The organism is Acetobacter sp. P5B1, assembly GCF_018811985.1.
Lineage (GTDB): Bacteria > Pseudomonadota > Alphaproteobacteria > Acetobacterales > Acetobacteraceae > Acetobacter > Acetobacter cerevisiae.
Genome location: NZ_JACRVS010000009.1, coordinates 76,548 through 99,462, shown reverse-complemented (window position 1 = coordinate 99,462; position 22,915 = coordinate 76,548). Strand labels below are relative to the sequence as shown.

At 59.0% G+C, this 22,915-nt stretch carries 14 protein-coding genes; 7 read left to right on the top strand and 7 right to left on the bottom strand.

The features are described 5' to 3' along the window. Positions 1-22: 22 nt before the first annotated feature. Both KP703_RS08160 and KP703_RS08155 read right to left on the bottom strand, forming a co-directional pair. Entirely contained in the window at positions 23-1,291 is a 1,269-nt protein-coding gene (locus tag KP703_RS08160) for an MFS transporter (RefSeq protein WP_215754455.1), read from the bottom strand. Beyond that, positions 1,288-2,211, bottom strand: coding sequence for a LysR family transcriptional regulator (locus tag KP703_RS08155; protein ID WP_062142126.1), 924 nt, complete (start codon positions 2,209-2,211; stop codon positions 1,288-1,290). Before KP703_RS08155 ends, KP703_RS08160 begins: the two co-directional genes overlap by 4 nt. Positions 2,212-2,328: 117 nt before the next feature. Here KP703_RS08155 and ggt point away from each other — a divergent pair, with 117 nt between their 5' ends. Continuing rightward, entirely contained in the window at positions 2,329-4,074 is a 1,746-nt protein-coding gene (gene ggt, locus KP703_RS08150; protein ID WP_215754454.1) for a gamma-glutamyltransferase, read from the top strand. 17 nt (positions 4,075-4,091) lie between these two features. Beyond that, positions 4,092-5,399, top strand: coding sequence for an alpha/beta hydrolase (locus KP703_RS08145; protein ID WP_215754453.1), 1,308 nt, complete (start codon positions 4,092-4,094; stop codon positions 5,397-5,399). 120 nt (positions 5,400-5,519) lie between these two features. On the opposite strand, the gene KP703_RS08140 is transcribed toward KP703_RS08145, so the two are convergent. From KP703_RS08140 to KP703_RS08130, 3 genes are all read right to left on the bottom strand, one after another. Further along, positions 5,520-7,343: a DUF885 family protein gene (locus KP703_RS08140; protein WP_252353932.1), complete on the bottom strand. Its 1,824-nt coding sequence runs from the start codon at positions 7,341-7,343 to the stop codon at positions 5,520-5,522. Between the two features lie 80 nt (positions 7,344-7,423). Beyond that, positions 7,424-10,174, bottom strand: a complete 2,751-nt coding sequence (locus KP703_RS08135) for a TonB-dependent receptor domain-containing protein (protein ID WP_373687457.1) — start codon at positions 10,172-10,174, stop codon at positions 7,424-7,426. Positions 10,175-10,709: 535 nt separating this feature from the next. Next, positions 10,710-11,705: a 4-hydroxyproline epimerase gene (locus KP703_RS08130; protein ID WP_215754451.1), complete on the bottom strand. Its 996-nt coding sequence runs from the start codon at positions 11,703-11,705 to the stop codon at positions 10,710-10,712. A 95-nt stretch (positions 11,706-11,800) separates the two neighbouring features. On the opposite strand from KP703_RS08130, the gene KP703_RS08125 reads away from it, so the two are divergent. Continuing rightward, a complete protein-coding gene (locus tag KP703_RS08125) occupies positions 11,801-13,933 on the top strand; it encodes a beta-galactosidase (RefSeq protein WP_252353931.1) in 2,133 nt (710 codons plus the stop codon). A gap of 114 nt (positions 13,934-14,047) precedes the next feature. Here KP703_RS08125 and KP703_RS08120 read toward each other — a convergent pair whose 3' ends face one another. Further along, complete coding sequence (locus KP703_RS08120; protein WP_215754450.1) at positions 14,048-15,835, bottom strand: DUF885 family protein; 1,788 nt, start codon at positions 15,833-15,835, stop codon at positions 14,048-14,050. A gap of 118 nt (positions 15,836-15,953) precedes the next feature. Next, entirely contained in the window at positions 15,954-16,859 is a 906-nt protein-coding gene (locus KP703_RS08115) for a dihydrodipicolinate synthase family protein (RefSeq protein WP_215754449.1), read from the bottom strand. A gap of 246 nt (positions 16,860-17,105) precedes the next feature. Here KP703_RS08115 and KP703_RS08110 point away from each other — a divergent pair, with 246 nt between their 5' ends. From KP703_RS08110 to KP703_RS08095, 4 genes are read left to right on the top strand one after another with little or no spacing between them, the layout of a single operon-like run. Beyond that, positions 17,106-18,263 carry a Xaa-Pro peptidase family protein gene (locus KP703_RS08110; RefSeq protein ID WP_252353930.1) on the top strand — a complete coding sequence of 386 codons (1,158 nt, stop codon included), beginning with the start codon at positions 17,106-17,108 and terminating at the stop codon, positions 18,261-18,263. 30 nt (positions 18,264-18,293) lie between these two features. Further along, entirely contained in the window at positions 18,294-20,060 is a 1,767-nt protein-coding gene (locus KP703_RS08105) for an aminopeptidase P family protein (RefSeq protein ID WP_215754447.1), read from the top strand. After that, positions 20,057-21,310 (top strand): NAD(P)/FAD-dependent oxidoreductase, encoded by a 1,254-nt coding sequence (locus KP703_RS08100; protein ID WP_373687456.1) that lies wholly within the window; start codon positions 20,057-20,059, stop codon positions 21,308-21,310. The genes KP703_RS08105 and KP703_RS08100 overlap by 4 nt, the downstream gene beginning before the upstream one ends. A gap of 9 nt (positions 21,311-21,319) precedes the next feature. Further along, a complete protein-coding gene (locus tag KP703_RS08095; RefSeq protein WP_215754446.1) occupies positions 21,320-22,879 on the top strand; it encodes an aldehyde dehydrogenase (NADP(+)) in 1,560 nt (519 codons plus the stop codon). The last annotated feature ends 36 nt before the right edge of the window (positions 22,880-22,915 follow it).

Sequence of the window (22,915 nt, the reverse complement as noted above, 5' to 3'; positions counted from 1 at the left end):
TGCCGCCTCAGCACCCTGAGGGTCAGGCAGACTCTCGCTCTTTCAGGAAACTGACCCCCAGCCTGACGGCTAGCGCGGCAAGGCACGCTGTGAACATAACGTAATAAAGTGGCGCGCTCTGATAGCCGGAAAACTGGATAATCGCGCCATTGACCAAGGGAGCCAGCCCCCCAAACGTCGCCACGCCCAGAGAATAGCCGACTGAAAGGCCACGCCCCCGGTGCGCCTTGCCAAACAGCAGGCCCATATATCCGTCCAGCGACGCAAAATAGAACAGCCCCAGCACGTTCAGCAGCAGCGGGCACAGCATCACCATAACCGGCGTCCACGGCATCCATCCAGCCATGAGGGCTGGCAGCAGAACCAGCCCGGCGCAGGAACAGAGCATGGGATAAATGCGCTTTGTTCTGTCAAAATACTCCGCCAGCCGCCAGCGCACCGGGGTCAGCAGAAGTTGCCCGGCATAGGTCGCAAATGCCGCCCAGTAGGTCTGGCGTGGCGAGACATGAAAAACGCTCTGCGCAAAATGGGGCATGTAAAACCCCAGATACGTAATGCCGCTGCCAAGACTGACCATGCCCATCACCAGCATGATGCGCAGACCGGTATAGCGTTCCGTGCTGACAGGCTTTGGGGCCACAACCACTTGCGGTGCCACTTCACGCGGACCAAGAGATGCCCGAAGCGCCAGCCCCACCAGTCCACCGCATGAGCCCAGAACAGCCGCAATGCGGAACCCATAGGCGGCATAAGCCTGCTCACTCAGCAGCCCACCCAGCGTCAGCACCACGCTACAGGCGCATAGTGACGCCAGAATCTGGCCAATAGCCTGCCAGCTCGCCCGCTTTGCTTCCTGATGCGGGGATTGTTCAATCAGGAAGGACGTCGCCACCCCAAATTCACCCCCCAGAGAAAAGCCCTGCATCAGGCGCCCGAGCACGATCAGCCCCGGCGCGAAGGAACCCAGCACCGCATAACCGGGGCAGAAGGCAATCAGCGCACTGCCCGTTGCCATCAATGCCATACAGACCGTTAGCCCCGGCAGGCGACCTTTTCTGTCCGCATAGCCGCCCAGGACATATGCCCCCACGGGCCGCGCCAGCAGAGAAAGACCAAACGTGGCAAGAGCCAGCGCGATCTGGGAAAAGCGCAAATCTGCCGGGAAAAACGTCCGGGCGATAAAGGCGGAAAAGTACGAATAAATGACCAGATCATAATATTCGACAACATTGCCGATAATCGCCGTCAGAATATACCGCTTGCGCTGGGAGGCAGACAGGGATGCTGTCATCGGGCCTGCGTCGCAATGCCGCCCAGAGCACTGACCACAAAATTGATGAACGAGCGCAGCGTGGGCGAGCTGAAACGGTCCTTATGATACAAAAGATAAACCGGCCGCGACGGCAAACGGTATTCCGGCAAAACAGCCTTCAGCCGCCCGGCCCGCAAATCTTCCCGCACAAGATCCGCCGGCAGCATGGCAAGGCCCATCCCGGCCAGCACAGCTTTCCGTAGCGCCTGCGTGTTGTTCATGACGGCCCGTGTGCGCAGAATTTCCACCACAACCTTCCCTTTCGGTCCTTCCAGCTGCCATTCCCGCCCTGCCCAGTGCATGGGAGAACTGGCCGGATAAGGGAAAGACAACGCGTCATGCGCCTGAAGTTGCGCGGGCGTAAAAGGTTCTCCCCGCCGCTCCAGATAATCCGGCGCAGCACACAGCGTCATCTGGTAATCGCCCAGACGCCGACAGATCAGCGTGGAGGGCCCCGGCAGACCGAGGCGGATAGCGGCATCAAATTTTTCTTCCGTCAGGTCCACGCTGCGTTCCGTCAGCACCACTTCCACATCCACCGTGGGGTGTTGTTGCAGATAGTCCACCATCCGGGGCGTGAGGCTTTCCGTCCCATACGTCACCGGTGCTGTAATGCGCAGTTTGCCACCTGGCACCGTCTGCGCGGCCTGCGCCATCCGGTCGGTTTCCTCCAGCATCGCAATAATTTCACGACACTTCTCAAAATAGACCGCGCCAAACGGAGTCAGGCTTTGCCGCCGCGTTGTGCGGCGCAGCAGGCTGGCCCCAACCCGTTCTTCCAGCAGACGAATGTAATTGCCCACCATGGTGGAAGACATGCTGCATCGCTCAGCCGCCGCAGCCATGCTGCCGGTTTCCACGACAGCCACAAAGGTCGTCATTGCCTGAAAAACGTTCATTCCGCACCCTGGGTTTCTAATCTTCCCATAATCAGCACGTTTATTGTTTTGATTAAAGACCGTAACCTTTTCCCCAGAGATATTTTCGTGCGGTGCAGCAAAGGTTCTTGTTTCAGGATGAGCATTAAAACAGATCACCGAGCCCTTCCCCTGTCTCCTCGCAAGCGCGCTGGCCTCAAGGCCATGCTTGGCGCTTCGGCCCTGCTGCTCTCCGCCTGCGCGACCCAGCCACCACAAAAAGCACCCGTCATGGCTCAAAGTTATATGGCCGCCACGGCCAACCCCATGGCCTCCACTGTTGCGTCCGACATTCTCGCACGCGGCGGCAATGCCGTGGACGCCGCCATTGCCGGGCAGATGATGCTGGCGGTGGTGGAACCACAGGCCTCCGGTCTGGGCGGCGGCTCCGCCGTGCTCTTCTGGGAAAAGCAGACCGGCCAGCTCAGCTTTTATGACGGTCTGGCCAGCGCCCCGGCCTCTGTCCCGGATGATTACACCAAAGATGCGCAGGGCAAGCAGATCCCCCATACTGTGCTGGAACGCACCGGGCGCGTTGTGGCCGTGCCGGGCACGCTGCGCACCCTGGCACTGCTCCATAAACGCTATGGTAAACTCCCCTGGGCCGACCTGTTTACGCAGGCCATTGCTACGGCCCGCAACGGCTTCCCCATGCCGGGCTACCTGCATCTGGTGCTGACGGAACGCCCGGACCTCGCAAAGCTGCCGGATTTTGCCTCCTACTTTGATGCCAGCCAGAGCCCGCTGCCACAGGGCACCCTTCTGCATAATGCGGCTTTAGCAGACACCCTCACCCGCATTGCCCAAAACGGGGCAGAAACCTTTTACGCACCAGAAAATGCCAAGCGCATTGGGCAGGCTGTCGCGCAGGGCCCATACCCGGGCCACATCACACCAGCAGATTTCGCAGCCTATAAAGTGCGGGAACGCGCCCCGCTCTGCATTCACGCCTTTGGCCGCCGCATCTGCACAGCCGCACCGCCAGTGGCCGGCGGCCTCGCTGTGCTGCAACAGCTGGCCCTGCTCGACCGGATGCAGATTGGCCGTTACGCGCCCGGCAGTGTTCAGGCCGCGCATCTGCTGCTTGAGGCCTCCCGTCTGGCCGAAGCCGACCGCCGGAAATATGCGGCGGACCCCGATTTTGTGCCGGTCGCCACGTCTTATCTCCTGAGCCCGGACTATCTGGAAAGCCGCGCCCGCCAGATTGATGAGACCACTGCCGCGCCCAAAGTCTCCCCCGGCGTCATCCCGGCTGATCAGGCCTCTCTTCCGGCCTCCGATGCCATGACGGTTCCGGCCACCACGCATCTGTCCATCCATGACAGCTTTGGCAATGCGCTGTCCTTCACCACCACCATCAACCTGAACTTCGGTGCGGATATTGTGGTGGATGGCATGGTGCTGAACGACGCCATTACCAACTTCGCCACGCATCCGATTGTCGATGGTCAGCGCGTCGCCAACGCCATTGCGCCGGGCAAGCGGCCCATTACCACGATGGCCCCGACCATTGTGTTTGGTGCGGATAACACGCCGGAAGTCATTATCGGTGCAGGCGGGGGCGCCCGGATTATTGATTCCGTCGTGCAGTCACTGGTGGGCTATCTGGCATGGGGTCAGAACATTCGGACCGCCATTGAGCAGCCCCGCATTGGCGCACAGAACCGTGCGGAAGAACTGGAACACGGCACCGCCGCCGCAGCCCTTGCCCCGGCCCTGCGCAAAATGGGGCATAACCCCAAAAGCGCTGTCATGAATGCTGCCGTGCAGGGCATTACGCGCGGTCCGTCCGGCCTTGAAGGCTGGGGCGATCCGCACCGCGATGGCGTTGCTGTCGGCCACTGATTTTACCGGAGACTGTCATGACCCGCTCATTCCGTACCTTCCTGTGCGCCTCCACTCTCGCCTCGCTGGCAGCCTGCGCGGCCCCTTCCCCCGCAACGCCGCCTGCCCCACCGCCAGTGCCTGATCGCCCCTTGGGTGATGGTGGCGTGAGCCCGTTCTACCAGCCGCCGGCCGCGGTACCCGCGGAAGCTGGCCAGATGATCCGCACAGAAACCATTCAGGGTCTCAAGCTCCCTGACAATGCGGATCATGCCGAGCGCATCCTCTACACCTCCATCAGCGGTGTGGGGAACGAAGAACCTGTTTCCGTGTCCGGTCAGATCATTTTCCCCAAAGGCACCCCGCCTAAAGGCGGCTGGCCGGTGATTGCGTGGGAACATGGCACCACGGGCATTGCGGATGTCTGCGCGCCCTCATGGCGGGGCTATTTCTCGCGGGATCGCGCCTTTCTGGACCACTGGCTGAGTGCCGGCTTTGCCATTGTCGCCAGTGATTATCAGGGACTGGGTACACCGGGACCGCACCCTTACCTGATGTACAAGCCAGAAGCGTATAGCGTGCTGAATGCGCTGCGTGCCGCGCTCAAACACTATCCGGACGAACTGCGCAACCGCATTGTTCTGGTCGGGCAGTCTCAGGGCGGCGGTGCGGCTCTGGGCACCGGCTGGATGGCCCCGCGCTATGCGCCTGACCTGCATATTCTGGGTGTTGTCGCCACCGGCGTTGTGACGGACTTTGCACCCACGGCCCACCCCAAGCATCCTCCCATGACCCGCAGCAATACGGAATCTCCGCACATGGCCGCAGGGTTTGAAATCCTGACGGATGAAGGCTCCAAACAAAGCCTGCACCCCGGTCAGGACATGGATGCGGGCATGACGGAAAAAGGCCATGACCTTTCTCGTCAGGCGCGCCAGTCCTGCCTGGGGGATCTGTTCCGCTACACAGACAGCCACGACATCACCACAGCCAACATGTTTACTGCGGGCGCAGCACCGGAAGATCCCGCTTATATTCAGGCCTTCACCATTCCAAACGCCCATTTCTCTGTGCCGGTTCTGGTCGGCACCGGTCTGGCCGACGGAGAAGCCGGTATCAGCCAGCAGTATAATGCCGTCGCCGCCATGTGTGACGCCGGAACGCATGTGACATGGGTGCAGTATCACGGGCTGACCCATAACGGGGCGGTTAACCCGTCTGCCAATGACTCTGTGCCGTTCGCTCTGGGCCTCCTGAAAGGCAAAGCACCGAAAAGCACGTGCAGCACGCTCAAGCCCCTCGGGCATGAAGAAGAGCCGACACCGGGCATCAAGTGGAATAACTAAGGCGCGAAATTTTCTTTTGGGAAAACACCTTTCCCGCAGAGGCCATAGCAAGTCCCACAAAAAACGGCACAGGAGACGATCCTGTGCCGTTTTTGCTGTCTTCTCAAAGCGTTTGAAGCGTTAACCGGCTTTGGTTTTTGCAATCCACTGATCAACGAGATCAGACATCAGATCCAGCGGCATCGCACCGTTCCCCAGAATGACATCATGGAACGCCTTGATATCGAACTTGTCACCCAGTTCGGTTTTGGCTTTTTCACGCAGTTTCAGAATGGTCTGCTGGCCCAGCATATAGCCCAGCGCCTGCCCCGGCCATGCAACATAGCGGTCTGTTTCCGCCTGCATGTCCGGCTCACTGGTGGGCGGATGCGCGTGGAAGAAGTCGCTCATCTGCTGGCGCGTCCAGTGTTTGTAATGCACACCGGTATCCAGAACCAGACGATCAGCCCGCAGCAGCGCCCCGTTCAGGCGGCCATAATCGCTGTAGAGATCCTGATAAAAGCCCAGTTCCTTCCCCAGACCTTCCGCATACAGCGCCCAGCCTTCCACATAGGAATTATAAGCCCCCTGCTGGCGGAAAGCGGGCAGCGGCATGTCCTGCGCAAGAGAAATCTGGAAGTGATGCCCCGGCACGCCTTCATGATACGCCGTGTCTTCAACCGTATAGAGGTCGCGCTTGTCGTAATCCCCTGTATTGACGAAGACAATCCCCGGCCGAGAGCCATCCGGTGTGCCCTGATGATACTCGGCCCCCGCAGCATCCGCCTCGCGGTAGGCCTCAACAGACCGGACTTCCAGCTTCGTCTTGGGAATCTTGTTGAAAATGCGCGGCAACGCAGGCCACATCTGCGCAATATAACCGCGATATTTCTCCAGAATTTCTTCCCGAGACTTCGCATACAGCTTCGGGTCATGATCCACGGATGCCCGCAATGCAGCGAGATCAGCAAACCCCAGCTTGTGGGCAATCTCCGTCATCTGCCCCTCAATCCTGCTCACCTGCTGCAAGCCAAGCTGATGGATTTCTTCCGGAGCCATGGGGCTGGTTGTCTGCACGCGGATTGCGTAGCGATACAGGGCATCACCATTCGGCAAAGACCAGATCCCTTCATGCGCGCGGCCATGCGGGGCGTAGTCTGTTTTTACAAACTGAGCAAAACTGGCGAAGGCTGGACGAACTTCCGTATCCACCGCTTTCAGAATAGCCTGCTTCAACCGGGCCTGCTGCGCGGAGGAAACTCCCTTGGGGAAATTTTCAACCGGCTGACCAAAGACGTTTTTAACGCCTGCGGGTTCTGCAACCTGCTCCAGCTGCGTCACAACTTTTTCAAGCAGATAACGCGGGGGTACCAGACCGTCCTTCATCCCCTGCTCCGCCAGAACCTTCAACTGCGCCAGCACAGCAGGCAGCGCATGCAGGCGGTCCAGATAATCCTGATACTGGCCCGCTGTCTCAAACGGAATGGAGGATACAAAGCCCGGCAGAATCAGCTGCACGCCCTGCACCTGATCAATCGGCAGCTCGTAGGTTTTAAGCGCAAAGCCGTCCAGCTTGTCCTGAAGCTGGCGGATCATCATCGCACGGCTGATCTGCTCCTGCCCCGTCAGGGTCGCAGGATCAACGGCTTCAAAGCGTTTGAGAAACCATGCTGTAGTGACTTTATCTCTTGCAATCTGCTCCAGAGAATAATCGGTCCACTGCTTGTTGTAGCGATAGTCACCAATGGTGGTCGCAAGCTCGGGGGAAGACCGGAGCTGATACTGCCATTCCTCATCCAGCAGGGCTGCAAAAGCCGTGCTGGCAGACGGTGCTGCCGGGGCGGCCTGCGTCGTTTTTTCCGGGGCTGGCACAGCCAGTGCCGTGCCGCTGGCCAGCACACAGGCCAGCCCTAATCCTGCCAGACGATGGGGTGCAAACACGCTGATACTCTCCCTGCCAATCATACAAACAATTATGCCTGGCACGGGGCCAGGCATAATCACGTCGTCTTGTGTTTTTAAGTCGTTACGGTCTTCATTACAAATCAGAACTGAACACCGGCCTGTAGGAAGACATAGCGGCCGATAATCTCATCAGAATACATCGCCAGAGCCGTATTGGTGCCGCCATCGGGCACAAACGGAGGCTTCTTATCCAGAATGTTGTTCACGCCACCTTCAAAGTTCCAGCGGCCCAGACGGTAGCTGGCCGTGATGTCATGCGAGAAGATCCCCGGCACTTTGCAGTAAACGTAAGCCTTGCAGGACAGATCGCTCGAACCATCGGTAAACTTCATCCCGCCAGTGTAGTGCATCATGTAACGCAGGCTGAAGTCGTTATGGTGCCAGGTCACCGTAGCATAATCACGCACGCGGGGCATGCCGTAACCGCTTTGATAGAACAGACGGCCTGCATAGTTGTTCCACTCGCCATTCGGTTCGTTCTGCTGCAGGTACCCCACCAGCTGCTGGAAGTTGTTTTCCAGCGTGAAGGAATCCTGCGGCGTCACCTGAATATGGTAGCTCAGGTCAAAGTCGATCCCGTTCGTGCGCAGGCCGCCAACGTTGGCATACAGATCACTCACCTGCGTCAGCTGCCCGGCGGTGGAGCGCTGCTGCACCTGAGAACAGTAGGACGGGTCCGCCCCGGTATAGCACTGGTCCGCCACATACTGCACAGGCAGCGTGCTGATCATGTGCTGCACAGTGTAGTGCCAGTATTCAACAGACGCCATCAGCCCCGGCACCCAGCGCGGCGTAATAACTGTGCCAACCGTATAGGTCCGGCCGATTTCCGGCTGGAGGTTCGGGTTGCCACCCGTCAGCGTCGGGATCTGCCCGCTGTTGACGTTCACAAAGTTTGCGGGGTTCACACCCTGAGTAAGACACTTGGACGTCACCGCCGCGCTGGCCGCACCATAGCTTCCAGCCTGTGCACAGGGGTCCGTGCCCGGGTTGTAGGAAATGGACTGACCACCGAACATTTCAGACATATTCGGCGCACGGAAGGACGTGCCCAGCGTGGCGCGGAAGCGGATATCCTGCACCGGAGCCCAGTTGATGCCGACCTTCCAGTTTTCGGCGCTGCCAAACGTATTGTAGTGCGAATACCGGCCCTGCCCATCAATGGTCAGATCCTTGGCGAGGAAAGCATTCTGGAGCAGCGGAATTTTGCCTTCCAGATACACTTCCGTCACGTTGTAGCCACCACCGGTATAGGTCGCGCCCCCACCAAGGTCACCGTTCGCAGCCAGCGCATCCGGGCTGTAGCTTGCCTGCTCACTCCGGTGCTCAATGCCGCCTGCAATCCCGATATTCCCGCCGTGCTCATACGGCAGTTTGACAACCTTGTTGTTAAAGACGCGGAAGTTGAAGTCACGCATCTGGTAGTAGCTGTGGTCGTTCTGGGTGTAGCCGATATAGTTCTTTGCCTGCTGGGACAGCGGCTCAAACGGATTGATCAGCGTACAGCCGGGGGACGACGTACAGACTGAGGGGTTATAAACCACCGCACTGTTCGGATCAGACGGATCAACCTGCTGCTGGCCCAGAACATTCATCGCATTGCGATAGTTCGTCATGTTGTTGGTGGTCATGGTCGCAACGGACGAACCATACGTCATGGACGCATCATACTGCCAGTTTCCGGCAATCTCGCCCTTCATGCCGCCCATCACCTGATAGGTATCGACACCTTCCTTGTATTCACGGTTCCCAATATCGGCCATCCGCTTATACAGGGATACATCTTCCCCCCACGTGTTGTAAGGGTTGCCCGCCGGCAGTATCCAGGACGTGCTGAGCGTAGAAGGATAAGACGAACCGGTCAGCGGGTTCGGCGCCATTTCGTTCATGGCATCCTTGTGGGTGTACCGAACGTTGGCATACAGCTGGAAATGCTTGTTGATGTCATAATGCATATCCCCTGACAGGTTCCCGCTTTGCAGGTAGTTTGTCATGGAGGCATCACGCGCAAAGTTGTAGCGATCCGCATTACCAAACGTATGGAAGCCACCGCCTGAACTGTTGGCCACAAGGTTGGTTGTGCTGCCATCGGCATTGGGCACCATCACGCGTGTGGCGGTGGACACCGAACTGCCGTACGGGACCGCTTCACCCGGCGCCACGTCCGCATTCCACGGCAGGCGGGACCATTTGCGGTCACGCTGGTAGATCGGGCTGGTGGTCATGTACTGACCAAAGATGCTGATATTCCCGCGGTCGTGGTCAAAATTGAAGCCTTTGAAGCCTGAAATTTTGCCAGACTGCCCATCACCATAGCTGCTGATCCCGCCGCGCACCTGAATGCTGCCGGTTGTCAGGTTATGCTTGAGCTTGATGTTGATAACGCCCGAGACTGCATCCGCACCATAGAGTTCGGACCCACCGTCTTTCAGAATTTCCACAGAGGAAATCTGGTCAACCGGGATGGAGTTCAGATCCACGCAGGAGCTGCCCTGCCCCATGGTTTCAACCTGACGCTTGCCGTCCACCAGCACCAGCACACGGCTGGGGCCAAGGTTGCGCAGGTCAGGGCAGGACATACCCAAACCACCATTGGTGGTTGTGTTGCCTGCGCCCTGAGAGCCCATGGAGGGCAGACGCTGCAGATAATCACCCAGTGTGACAGCAGATGTTTGCTGAATATCTTTGGCGCTGATGATCTGAACAGGATTGGGGTCCTGATGCTTACCAGAAGACAGTGCGGAACCGGTTACGGTAAGCACTTCCGGCTGTGCTGCGGCACTCTTCGCTGTGCGACGCACAACGCGGGCTGACTCGTTTTTCTTCTTCACAGACGCAGCAGTGGATTGATCCTGGCGCGGTGACGCCTCTGCGGTGGCTGCCACAGACTGAGCATAGGCACTTGACCCAATTGCCAGGGACAATGACGACGAAAAAGCGAGGAGCGTGAGGCGATGGGGTAAATACGACATCCTTCAGCGTTCCTTAATTCCTGAGCGGTGATCCGCTAACTCTTGTGTGGTGAGGACATCAAAATCGCTATCAGATATCGTATACCATTGTCAAAACGGAATTAGTTTTGGAATGCATTCTGTTGCAACCCCGGTTTTGCGCCACTTATGGCGGGGAGACCAACGCAGGCCCGCCTGAGGCCTTACCCCTCCGCCCCACCCTTCAATATCTTTTTGAAATTCCTATAAATTTCTCTTTAAACAAAAAAAACGTGCAGAGTTTTTGGCTCTGCACGCTTCAACCGGATTATGTTGCAACAGGCCAAACCTGTAACCCAAAATCCACAACCCGCTTTTTATTTTGATACCGTTATAAGGTTAAAATTCCTTTAGAAATCAACAGAAACTTTCGTGATCAGGAAACCTGGAATCCGCGGCAGAATCGATCCTCCTCATCAATCCAGATGGTGTTGAACCCCGTCGAGACCGCACTCCCCTCAATCACAGGCACAATTGCCTTGTAGTCTCCCACAGTCGTTTCTTCCGCCACCGTCCCTTTGAACACGCTGCGGATGTAACTTTCATGGGTAAAGGTATCCCCCACCTTCAAAGCGCCTTTGTGATGCAGGTGCGCCAGCCGGGCGGACGTACCGGTGCCACACGGGCTGCGATCAATCGCATGATCTCCATAAAAGACCGCGTTACGGCTCCGCTCAGCGGTTGTCCCTTTATCTACCCACAGGACGTGACTAACACCCTGAATACGACTATCCAGCGGATGAACCGGACAAACAGCCTCCCGCATCCGTTCCCGCACAAGCGGGCTTAATTCAAGAATACGACGGGCTCCGAGTTGATCCAGCCCTTCATACGCGCCCTGTGGCTCAACAATAGCGTARAAATTCCCGCCATAAGCCACATCCACCGTCAACGGCCCCAGACCGGGCACGTCAATCTGCACATCTGTCGCCGCGACATAGGCCGGCACATTCCGGATCGCGACACTCCGCACACGGCCATTCTCTTCCGTGTAGGTGATATCAATAATCCCCGCAGGCACCTCAAGTTTCAGTTTTCCGGGGGTGCGCGGGTTCAACAGACCATGTTCCAGCCCGAACGTCACCAGCCCGATTGTGCCATGCCCGCACATAGGCAGGCATCCGCTGGTTTCAATAAACAAAATACCCGCATCAGTGTCAGGCCGCGTGGGCGGATACAGAAAACCGCCGGACATCATATCATGCCCGCGCGGTTCAAAACACAGACCTGTGCGGATCCAGTCAAACCGTTCCAGAAAATCCTGACGGCGCTCCCCCATGGAATTCCCCCGCAGCAGAGGAGCCCCACCACTAATCAGGCGGACAGGGTTGCCAGCAGTATGACCATCAATACAGAAAAATGTGTGACGCATAGCTTTTAAAGTCCGTACTTCGGGGTGCCGCAAGGGCACGATCCGGCTTTCTTTTTGGTGCGATTTTCGTCTATCGTATACGTATCATGACCGATATGACCCGTAAAGCCATCCCCCGTCCCGGCTCACCCGCCCCCTCTTTCGGCCAGACTCTCCGCCGTGTCAGGCGGTCCGTCTGGCAATTGGGGCTCTGCTTTGGCCTGTGCGCTGGTGCATCCTCCCTCGCTCTGGCGGCTCCAGCTCCCTCAGAGCCGCCAGCCCTCCTGCTGGGCGCCGCCTGGTATCCGGAACAGTGGCCGGAAGACATCTGGGAGCATGACCTCGCTTTGATGGAAGCGGCTCACATCCATCTGGTGCGCATCGGCGAATTTGCATGGAGCCGCATGGAACCACGTGAAGGCAACTGGCAGTGGGACTGGCTCGACCACGCCATTACACTGGCAGCCAAACACCATATGAAAGTCCTGCTGGGCACCCCCAGCGCCGCCCCACCGGCATGGCTGACGCAAAAATATCCTGAGACCCTGCGCGTCTCTAACGCAGGCGTGCGGGATGAGCACGGAAACCGGCAGCAGTTTTCTTTTATCAGCGCGCGCTACCGTGCCCTGACGCATGATCTGGCGGAACGCATGGCCGTGCGCTACGGCCACAACCCGCATGTTGTCGGCTGGCAGATTGATAATGAACTGGCCGAGCCGTCCTTTGACCCGGAAGCCCATAAAGCCTTCCACGCATGGCTCCAGCACAAATACGGTACCATTGAAAAGCTGAACCAGAAATGGTGGACCAGCTACTGGTCCCAAACCTATTCCGATTTTGGCCAGATCCCGGTGCATGACGCGGAAGAAAACCCGGCCCTGCTTTTAAACTGGAAGCAGTTTGTGACCGACACATGGGTGAGCTACGTCCGTAATCAGACGGCCCCCATCCGCCAGCACGCCCTGCCCTCCCAGTTCATCACCACCAACACCATGGGCTGGTTTGACGGGTTTGATGGCTACACCCTGCATCAGTCTCTCGATCTGGTCGGGTGGGACGATTATGAAACAGACTGGACAGACAACGCCGCCCGGCATGATCTGGCCCGCGGCTATAAAAACAAAAACTTCTGGGTGACGGAAACAGATCCCGGCTTTGTTAACTGGCGGCCCAATAATCTGGCGCATGACAAAGGCGAGGTACGCGCGCTGGCATGGCAGGCTGTGGGGCACGGCGCCGATGCCGTGGAATACTGGCAATGGCGCGCCGCCCTGAACGGGCAGGAACAATATCACGGCGTTATTGCGGGTGCGGATGGCAACCCCGCCCCTATTTATAGCGAAATCCAGACACTTGGCGCTGAGTTTGAAAAAGCCGCGCAAGCTTTGCAGGGCACCTCTCCCCACGCACAGGTCGCGCTGCTGCATGATATGCCCTCCCGCTGGGCCATCAGCTTTCAGAAACAGGTGGAAGATTTTAATCCAGTCAAAGCGCTGACAGCTTTTTACGGCCCCTTACGCCATCGGGCCGGCACGGTGGACGTTGTCTCGCCACGCCAAAATCTGGCGTCCTACAAACTCATTGTCGCCCCCGGCCTGAATGTGCTGCCACACGAAACGGCAGAGCATCTTCTCGCATGGGTGCGGCAAGGCGGCCACCTTCTACTGGGACCACGTTCCGGCATGAAAGACGCTGAAAACGCGCTTGACCCACACCTCCAGCCCGGCCCACTCGCCCCTTTTCTGGGAGCGCATGTCTCACAGTTTTACGGGCTGGTGCAGCCTGTTCCCCTTTCTCTGGGGCAGACGCAGGGTACAGGCACCCTCTGGGCAGAAACACTGGTGCCAACAGACCCGGGCACGCAGACGGAAGGCTCCTATGGTCCCTCCAATGGCTGGCTGGACGGGCAGCCTGTGGCTGTCAGCCACCAGGTCGGCAAAGGGAAAATCACCTATCTAAGCACAATCCCCGATGCTGCAACGCTGGACGCCTACATCACAACGCAGGTGCGGGACGCTGGCGCTCTCTCTCCTTTGGCGGATCTGCCTGCTGACATTGAGGCCTGCCTGCGCACTGGCAAGGACCATAGCGTTCTGGTGCTCATCAACCATGCCAGAACGCCGGTTATGTTCACGCTCCCGCAAGCTATGGCGGCCACGGACCTATTCGACCCCAAGCAGCCAGCCTCCGGCCAGATCACCCTGCCGGGCTATGGGGTTCGCGTTTTAACGCTTCCTAAGGCAGCTTGAGATAGCGCTCATCCACAAAAAAGGCCTTCTTCCAGTTTACGGAAGAAGGCCTTTTTTATGATCTCTTACAGCCTGAACGCTCAGGGAAAAAACTCAGCCCGAAAACGTCATGCGTTACTGCGCACCCTCAGCAGCATACGGAGAACGGCCTCCTGTCTGAATAAAGTGATCAATCGCACCATCAAGCACCGGCAGCGGGACAGAGCCTGTTGCCAGAACGGCATCATGGAACGCACGCAGATCAAACGCTTTCCCCAGCGCCTTTTCCGCCCGCGCACGGTTGCGGCGAATATCGGATTCACCAAGGTAATAAGAAAGCGCCTGACCCGGCCATGCAATATACCGATCAACCTCGGTATCAATCTCATGCTCGGACAATGCCGTATTTTCACGCAGATAAGCCCGTGCCTGCTCGCGGCTCCAGTGGAGGTGGTGCAGCCCGGTATCGACCACCAGACGCGCCGCACGCCAGGCCTGATAAGAGAGATAGCCGAACCGGTCATACGCCGTTTCGTAAATCCCCATTTCATTGCCAAGATATTCACAATAGAGCGCCCAGCCTTCCCCATAGGCTGAAATATAGTTGAACCGGCGATAAGGCGGCACTGCTGGCTGCTCTTCCGCCAGAGACAACTGCAGGGAATGTCCGGGCGAGGATTCATGCAGCGTCAAAGCAGGCAACGCATAGAGCGGGCGGGATGGCAGGTCGTACGTATTCACCAGATAGATGTGCGGGCCACCGCGGCCTGCTGTGTAAACCGGGGCCACGTCTGCAGGAACAGGCTCAATGGTAAAGCGCCCACGCGGCAGGCGACCAATGATATCCCCCACCTTGCCATCAACCCGCTTGGCCAGCCATGCGGCATCTTTCAACAATTCATCGCCCGTTTTGGGGTAGAATTGCGGGTCCGTGCGCAGGAACTTCAGAAAGGCGGGAAAATCCCCTTTGAAGTGCGTCTCAGCCATCACACCCAGCATCTGCTTGTGCAGGCCCGCAACTTCTTTGATCCCAATTTTGTGGATTTCATCCGGGCTCATATCCAGCGTGGTGTATTCCCGAATTTGAGAGCGATAATACGCCTTTCCATCCGGCTGATCTTCCGCCGCCAGTGAGGCACGGGCGTGCGGCAGATACTCATCCTTCATGAAGGCATAAAGTGTTTTATAAGCCGGGATCACCGTCTCCCGAATGGCGTTCAGGCCATCCTGCCGCAAGCTTGCCTGTGTTTTGGTGGGGATATCATCAGGGAAATGCTTGAACGGCGGTGCAAATGCGCTGTCTTCCGGCGTAACAGACGCCATTTTTTCCAGATCCTGCAACCGCTGCTCCACAATCAGCTTCGGCTGCACGAAGCCACGCGCTATCCCGGCTTTCATGGCGGCAATTTCGTCTGCAAAATATCGCCCCGTCTCATTCAGGCGGCTAATGTAATTGCGGTAATCCTGTTCCTTGAGGAACGGCGTATCGGACGGAGGCAGATCACTCCAGAAACCGGAATCAGCATCAAACGGAATTTGCCAGACCTGCATCTTCTGGTCATCCAGCAAAACCGTAAGCTGCTGTTTGTAAACGGCGTAATTCACCTGATCCTGCGTAGAAAGGCTCTGCACGGGAATGGCATTCAGGTCCACCAGAGCTTTACGCCATGTTTCCTGCCGGGCCTGCTGTGTTGCCGGGTCCACTTTTGGGAGATGGGCTGAAGGCTTTCCATCAGGCAAACTGCCCTGAAGGTCCATGCGCCATGCCCACTCACGCTGATAAAGATCCTGAAACGCTTTGGTTGCAGACGGATCGACCGCCGCCTGCGCGTGGGCAAGCGGGCCACAACTCAGTAAGGCCGCCGTCCCCATAAGAGCCAGACGTCTGACAACAGAAACACAGCGCGTGGGATGAACCTGCATGATGCAAAACCCTTCTCTTCAATTGTAGTAATCTAAGCGCGCAATCAGCACCCCGAAAAGCAGACAGGGCAAAAAAAACGGCCCCCTTTGCAGGGAGCCGTTTAAGAGGGAAGCCGGATCAGCCGAGTTTCGGGCGGCTGGCGGCAGCGGCTTCCACCATGCCAATCACCTGCTTGCGGCGCTCGCCTTCCAGCGGCAGACGCGGAGAGCGAACCAGTTCACTGCCACGGCCCATCACCTGCTCAGCCAGTTTGATGGACTGCACCAGATCATGCGCGGCATCCAGATGCAGCAGCGGCATGAACCAACGGTAAATGCGCAGAGCCGTTTCAATGTCGCCACGCTGCAGGGCTTCAACCAAAGCCACAGATTCCTGCGGGAAGGCACTGGTCAGACCAGAAATCCAGCCTTTTGCCCCCAGTGTCAGACCTTCAAACGCCACGTCATCCAGACCCGCCATCATCAGGAAGCGGTCGCCAAAGCGGTTCGGTACATCCGTATAACGGCGTGTGTCGGAAGAACTTTCCTTCAGACCAACAATCGTTTTGCAATCTTCCAGCTCAGCCAGAACATCCAGTTCCACATTCACGCGGTAAGAAGTCGGGTTGTTGTAGATGATGATTGGCAGGTCGGTCGCTTTGGAAATTTCGCGGAAATGCGCAACCAGTTCATGCGGCTTGGGCACATAGACCATTGCCGGCAGAACCATCAGCGCATCAGCGCCGCTTTTTGCAGCCTGTTTGGCAAACGCCACAGCGCGCGGGGTTGTCATTTCAGAGACACCAACAAACAGCGGCGCGCGCGTTCCGGCCACTTCCCGCGCGGCTTCCAGAATCTGCACTTTTTCTGCGGGTTCGAGCGAATTGTTTTCGCCACACGTCCCCATCATCACCAGACCATGCACACCGTCATTAATCAGCGCGTCAATAACCTTCTGCGTGCCTTTCAGGTCAACGGACAGGCCTTCGTTAAACTGAGTAGTAACTGCGGGAAAAACACCTTTCCACGTCATTTCCAGTGCCATGCGTGAGCCTCCTTGCTCTGCTCTCGTTTCGTTTATCGTATACGTAACACCATCGTAGTGACCCGTAAAGCATCCTCCGCACGCTCTTTGCAAAAAAGCATCGCCCGCCCCTCACGCTTCATTCTTTTGCTGTTATAAACTACAACAAACGCCTTACGACGCAGGCAGAATGCGCTGCTTGCTCACGATCCACAATTCGTTTATCGTATACGTAATGCCTGCCTTTTGAGTCTGGAGCCGCCTTCCATGAGCACCGTAGCCCCTCTGCCTGCACCGCCTGCGCCCATCAGCAGCGCCGCCTTCACACAGCGTATCCGCTCGGTGCAGGCACAGCTGGAAAAAGCCGGGCTGGACGCGCTCGCCGTGAATGCTGGCAACAGCCTGCGCTATTTCACCGGCGTACCATGGGATGCGACGGAACGGCTGGTAACACTCGTCATCCCGCGCACTGGCACACCCGTTGTGGTCTGCCCGCATTTTGAAACAGGCTCCCTTAAAGCCTGCCTGCGCACGGACGTGGAAATTGCAACCTGGCAGGAAGATGAAAACCCCGCCCTTTGTGCTCTGGCACCCTATGCCGCAGGAGCACGCATTGCTCTGGACCCGGACTTCAGCTTTGGGTTTGTCACGGCCATGCGCAAAGCGCGGCCTGACCTTGTTCTGGAAGATGACGCCAGCCTGATTTCCAACATGCGGGCCTGCAAATCTCCCGAAGAAATTGCACTCATCACGCACGCCATGGCCATCACGCTACAGGTTCATAAAGAGGCTTATGCGTTCCTGAAACCGGGCCTTCTGGCCAGTGAGATTCGCCGTTTTATTGATATGCGCCACCGTGCACTGGGTGCAGATAATGGTTCCTATTTCTGTGCCGTGCAGTTTGGGCATGCAACCGCCTACCCGCATGGCATTCCCGGGGATCAGCTTCTGACGGAAAACGACCTCGTTCTGATTGATACCGGCTGTCGTCTGGATGGATATCATTCCGATATCACGCGCACCTATGCCTTCGGCCAGCCTGACCCGGAGCAGGCGCGGATCTGGGCCATTGAAAAAGAAGCCCAGTATGCGGCCTTCAATGCCGCCCAAATTGGCGCGCCCTGCCATGTGGTGGATGATGCCGCCCGTGCCGTGCTGGAACGCCACAACCTTGGCCCGGATTACAAGCTGCCCGGCCTGCCTCACCGCACAGGGCATGGTATCGGCCTGTCCATTCACGAGGCCCCGTATCTGGTGCGCGGCAACACCACACCGCTCAAAGCCGGGCATTGCATGTCCAACGAGCCGATGATCGTCATCCCCGATACATTTGGCATCCGTCTGGAAGACCATTTCTACATGACGGACGACGGCCCGCGCTGGTTTACCGAACCGGCCCACAGCTTTACCGCCCCGTTCAACTGAACATCTGATCAAGAAAGACGGACATCTCTCATGCCCTCTCCCTCCCCCTCAGAGCGCCTGACGGCCCTTCGATCTGCTCTGTCCGGCCTTGGTGTAGACGGGTTCTTCCTGCCCCGAGGCGATGAACATCTTGGCGAATACGTGCCTGCCTGCGCTGAACGACTGGCCTGGCTGACCGGCTTTACCGGCAGCGCCGGCCTCGCGCTGGTTCTGCCGGACACAGCCGCCGTATTTTCTGATGGGCGCTATCAGGTGCAGATGCGCCAGCAGGTGGACACGTCCCTCTGGTCTGTTGAGCATATGTATGAAACGCCCCCGCCTCTGTGGCTGGCCAAACATGCGCGCGGGAAAGCCATTGGGTATGACCCGCGCAGCGTGAGCGTTCGGGATATTGAGGCGCTGGAACAGGCCGGATGCCATATGGTCGCCCTCCCTTGCAATCCCGTCGATGGCATCTGGGCTGATCGTCCCAAAGCGCCAGCCACACCGGTCTGCATTCAGCCTCTGGCGCTCACTGGACGTGAAAATAGCGCAAAAATTCAGGATATTGCGGACACCCTGCGTCAAGCTGGACAGGATGCCGTCATTCTGCCTGACCCGACCAGCATTGCATGGCTTTTGAATATTCGTGGGCGAGACCTGCCCTTTTTGCCGGTCGCCCTCTGTTTTGCCATCCTGCATGCCGATGCCACGGTTGATCTGTTTATTAATATCGACCGCATTGATGATGCGGTGCGCAGCCACCTCGGCACCTCCGTCCGTGTCCATATGCCTGCGGACATGGAGCAGATTTTGCAAACCATGCACGGAAAAACCGTGCGGCTGGACCCGGCCCGCTGCCCGATCTGGTTTGCAAACACCCTTAAAGACGTAAAAGCCATACTGGCGGAAGGCACAGACCCGTGCCTCATGCCCCGCGCCTGTAAAACCCCGGCGGAGCTGGACGGCATGCGCCGCGCCCACCTGCTGGACGGCATTGCCCTGACCCGTTTCCTTTACTGGGTGGAAACGCATGGCGTCGGCAAAACCGAGGCCGCCGTCGCGGACCATCTGCTGGCGCTGCGCCGCGAGGCGGAAACCTGTATCGGCCCAAGTTTTCACACCATTGCAGGCTCTGGCCCGAACGCAGCCATCATGCACTACGCCCCCACGGCGGAGCAGTGCAGCATAGTGCAGCCCGATGCCTTTCTGCTGGTTGACAGCGGCGGGCAGTATACCTGCGCCACAACCGACGTAACCCGGACTGTCTGGCTGGGTGCAGGCTCTCCACCCAATGACTGGAAAAAGCAGTATACCTGCGTGCTTCAGGGGCTGATCGCGCTGGATCAGGCCGTCTTCCCCGCAGGCACGCATGGTTACCGGCTGGACCCTCTGGCCCGGCTGGCTTTGTGGAAAGAAGGACTGGATTTTGACCACGGCGCAGGGCACGGCGTCGGCAGTTGCCTGTCCGTGCATGAATGGCCGCTTGGCTTCACCCGCCGCCCCGTGCTGGACCCGCTCCATGAGCATATGGTGATGACGAACGAACCGGGCTTCTACGCCCCCGGCTCTCACGGCATGCGTCTGGAAAACCAGATGGAAACCTGTCTGGCCTACAAAACCGAAACAGGCGACTACCTCCGCTTTAAAACACTCACGCTGGCCCCCATTGATACGCGCGGCATCATTCCGGACCGTCTGACAGAGACGGAGCGCGACTGGCTGAACAGCTACCATGCCCGCGTGCTGGAGCAGATTGGCCCCCATCTGGCCCCGGAGGAGCGCGACTGGCTGCAACGCGCCTGTGCGCCGCTGTGACAGCCCCGCTCCCACCTCCTCGGTCCGTCCTTGTGCTGGGTGGCGGCATTATTGCACGCACCTGCGCCCTGCGCCTTCAGGAACAGGGGTGTGCCGTCACGCTGGTCGCTGAGCCCGACACAGCCCCGCCATCATGGGGCAACGCCGGACATATTGCGACGGAGCAGGTACAGGTTCTGGCGCGCTTTGCCACGGCCACCCGTGTGCTGTCCGACCACTTCCCGCGCGGCCCCGTGGCGCTGGACTGGGGCTCTGCTCCCACGTGGCTCCCCTGGTCTTTCCGCTTTCTACGCGCCTGTCTGCCAGGCTCTGTGCGCCGGGGCGATGCCGCCTTGCGTGGCCTGATGCTCAACGCGCTGCCTGCATGGGAAAAACTCGCCAAGACACTAGACAGACCAGACCTTCTGGACCTGCGCGGTGTGGTCAAACTGTGGGAAAGCGCAGACGCGGACCAGAAGGCCACAGGTACGCTACAAGCCGACCATGGCCCTGCAACCACCACGCCGATGGGTGCCGCACAGATTGCTGCGTTCAATCAGGCCCTCGCCACCCCGTTCAAAGCCGGCGTGCATTTTGCAGGTACCGCCCACATCACCAACCCGCGTGACGTTCTGGATACGCTACTGGCGCGGTTTGTCGCAGCCGGTGGCACGCATCTTGCTGCCCGTGCGGTGAAGATCTCCCCTGAGGCAGAGGCCGTCCGGGTGAGCACCACGCAAGGAGACCTCACCGCAGACCGCGTTGTCGTGGCCTGTGGCGTGCGTTCCGGGACTTTATTGCCAGACGTCCCCGTGCCGCTGGTGGCGGAACGCGGCTACCATGTGGAGTGGAACCACGGCGGCCAATGGACGCTGCCGAATGCGGTTTTTGAAGACCGCGCCGTGGTCGTTACCCGCTTTGGCAGCCGCCTGCGTGCCACATCCTTTGTTGAGTTCACGCGGGATGCCTCCGCGCCAGACCCGCGCAAGTGGGAACGGCTGGAAGCCCATGTGCGCGCGCTGGGTTTACCGGTGGCTTCCCCCTTTGCCCGTTGGCATGGCTCCCGCCCCACCCTGCCGGATTACCTGCCTGCTCTGGGCACGTTCCGCCATGCGCCGCGCGTTATTGCGGCCTATGGGCACAACCATCTGGGCCTGACCCTCGGGCCTGTCACCGCGGACGTGCTGAGCGCGCATATCCTGCGTGGTGCCCCCCTCCCCACAGCTTTCAGCCCGGACAGGTTCGGCCTGCGCTCCGGCTTTTCGAAATAAGGAAACTTCATGACTTTGACAGGCGCTCTTCTGATCGGACAGAACACGGTCACTCGCCCCGAAACCTTCCAGGCCCTCAATGCGACCACGGGTGAGACACTGGACACAGCGTTCTCCTGCGCAACAGCCGACGATGTCCGCACGGCCTGCACTCTGGCTGACGAAGCCTTTGACACCTTCCGCGCCACCACTCCGGAAGCCCGCGCGCAGTTTCTGGACTGCATTGCGGATGAAATTGAAGCCGTCGGCCCGGCGCTTCTGGACCGCGCCCACGCGGAAACAGGCCTGCCCCTGCCGCGCCTGACAGGTGAGCGGGGCCGCACCATGGGCCAGCTCCGCATGTTTGCACGGGAACTGCGGGCTGGGCGTTGCCTTGATGCCCGTATTGACGAAGCCCTGCCTGACCGCAAACCCATGCCCCGCGCAGATCTGCGCCAGATCCGTATTGGTGTTGGCCCGGTTGCTGTATTCGGAGCCAGTAACTTCCCGCTGGCCTTCTCCGTCGCGGGGGGCGATACCGCGTCCGCGTTTGCGGCTGGCTGCCCGGTAGTCGTCAAGGCGCATCCGGCCCACCCCGGCACCAGTGAACTGGTTGGCCGTGCCATTCAGTCCGCTGTAAAAAAATGTGGCCTGCCGGAAGGCACGTTCTCTCTCGTCGGCGGCCCGGATTATGCGTTGGGAGCCGAACTGGTTAAACACCCGGCCATTATGGCGGTCGGTTATACTGGCTCCCGCGCTGGCGGCCTTGCTCTCAGCCAGATTGCAGCGGCCCGCCCGGTGCCGGTGCCGGTTTATGCGGAAATGAGCAGTATCAACCCCGTCTATCTGCTGCCGGAGGCGCTTAAGGGCAGCGCCGAGAGCCTTGGCGCGGCCTTCATCGCCTCTCTGACCATGGGTGCCGGGCAGTTCTGCACCAATCCGGGCCTCATTCTGGCCCTGAGCGGCCCGGATCTGGAGCGTTTCTGCCAGAGCGCGCAGGAAGCTCTTAAAACCGCTCCGGCCCCCACAATGCTCACCCAGTCCATCCATGCGTCTTACGATGCAGGCGTGGAAAAACTGGCCGGGCGTCCGGGTGTGTCTCTGCTGGGCCGTGGGCCGAAGGGCGATGCCTCCAGCTGTCAGGCCGCCGTGTTCACCACGAACGCCGAAAGCTTCATGCAGGACCCGATCATGCAGCATGAGATTTTTGGCTCCTGCTCCTTGATTGTTGCCTGCCCGGATCTGGACACCGTGCTCGCCCTAACCCGCAGCCTTGAAGGCCAGCTGACTGGCACCCTGCATCTGGAAGATGGCGACATTGCCGTCGCCCAGACGCTGATGCCGGTTCTGGAACGCAAGGTTGGCCGCATTCTGGCCAACGCCTGGCCGACCGGTGTGGAAGTCTGTGCCGCCATGGTGCATGGCGGTCCCTTCCCGGCCACAACGGACCCGCGCAGCACATCCGTCGGCACTGCGGCCATTGAGCGCTTCCTGCGCCCGGTGTGCTATCAGGACCTGCCTGATGCCCTTCTCCCCGCCGGCCTGCGCAGCACCAACCCCCTCGGCCTGCCGCGCCAGACCGACCAATAAAGCCCTCTAACAGCCAGCCCTTCGACTGATGACAGG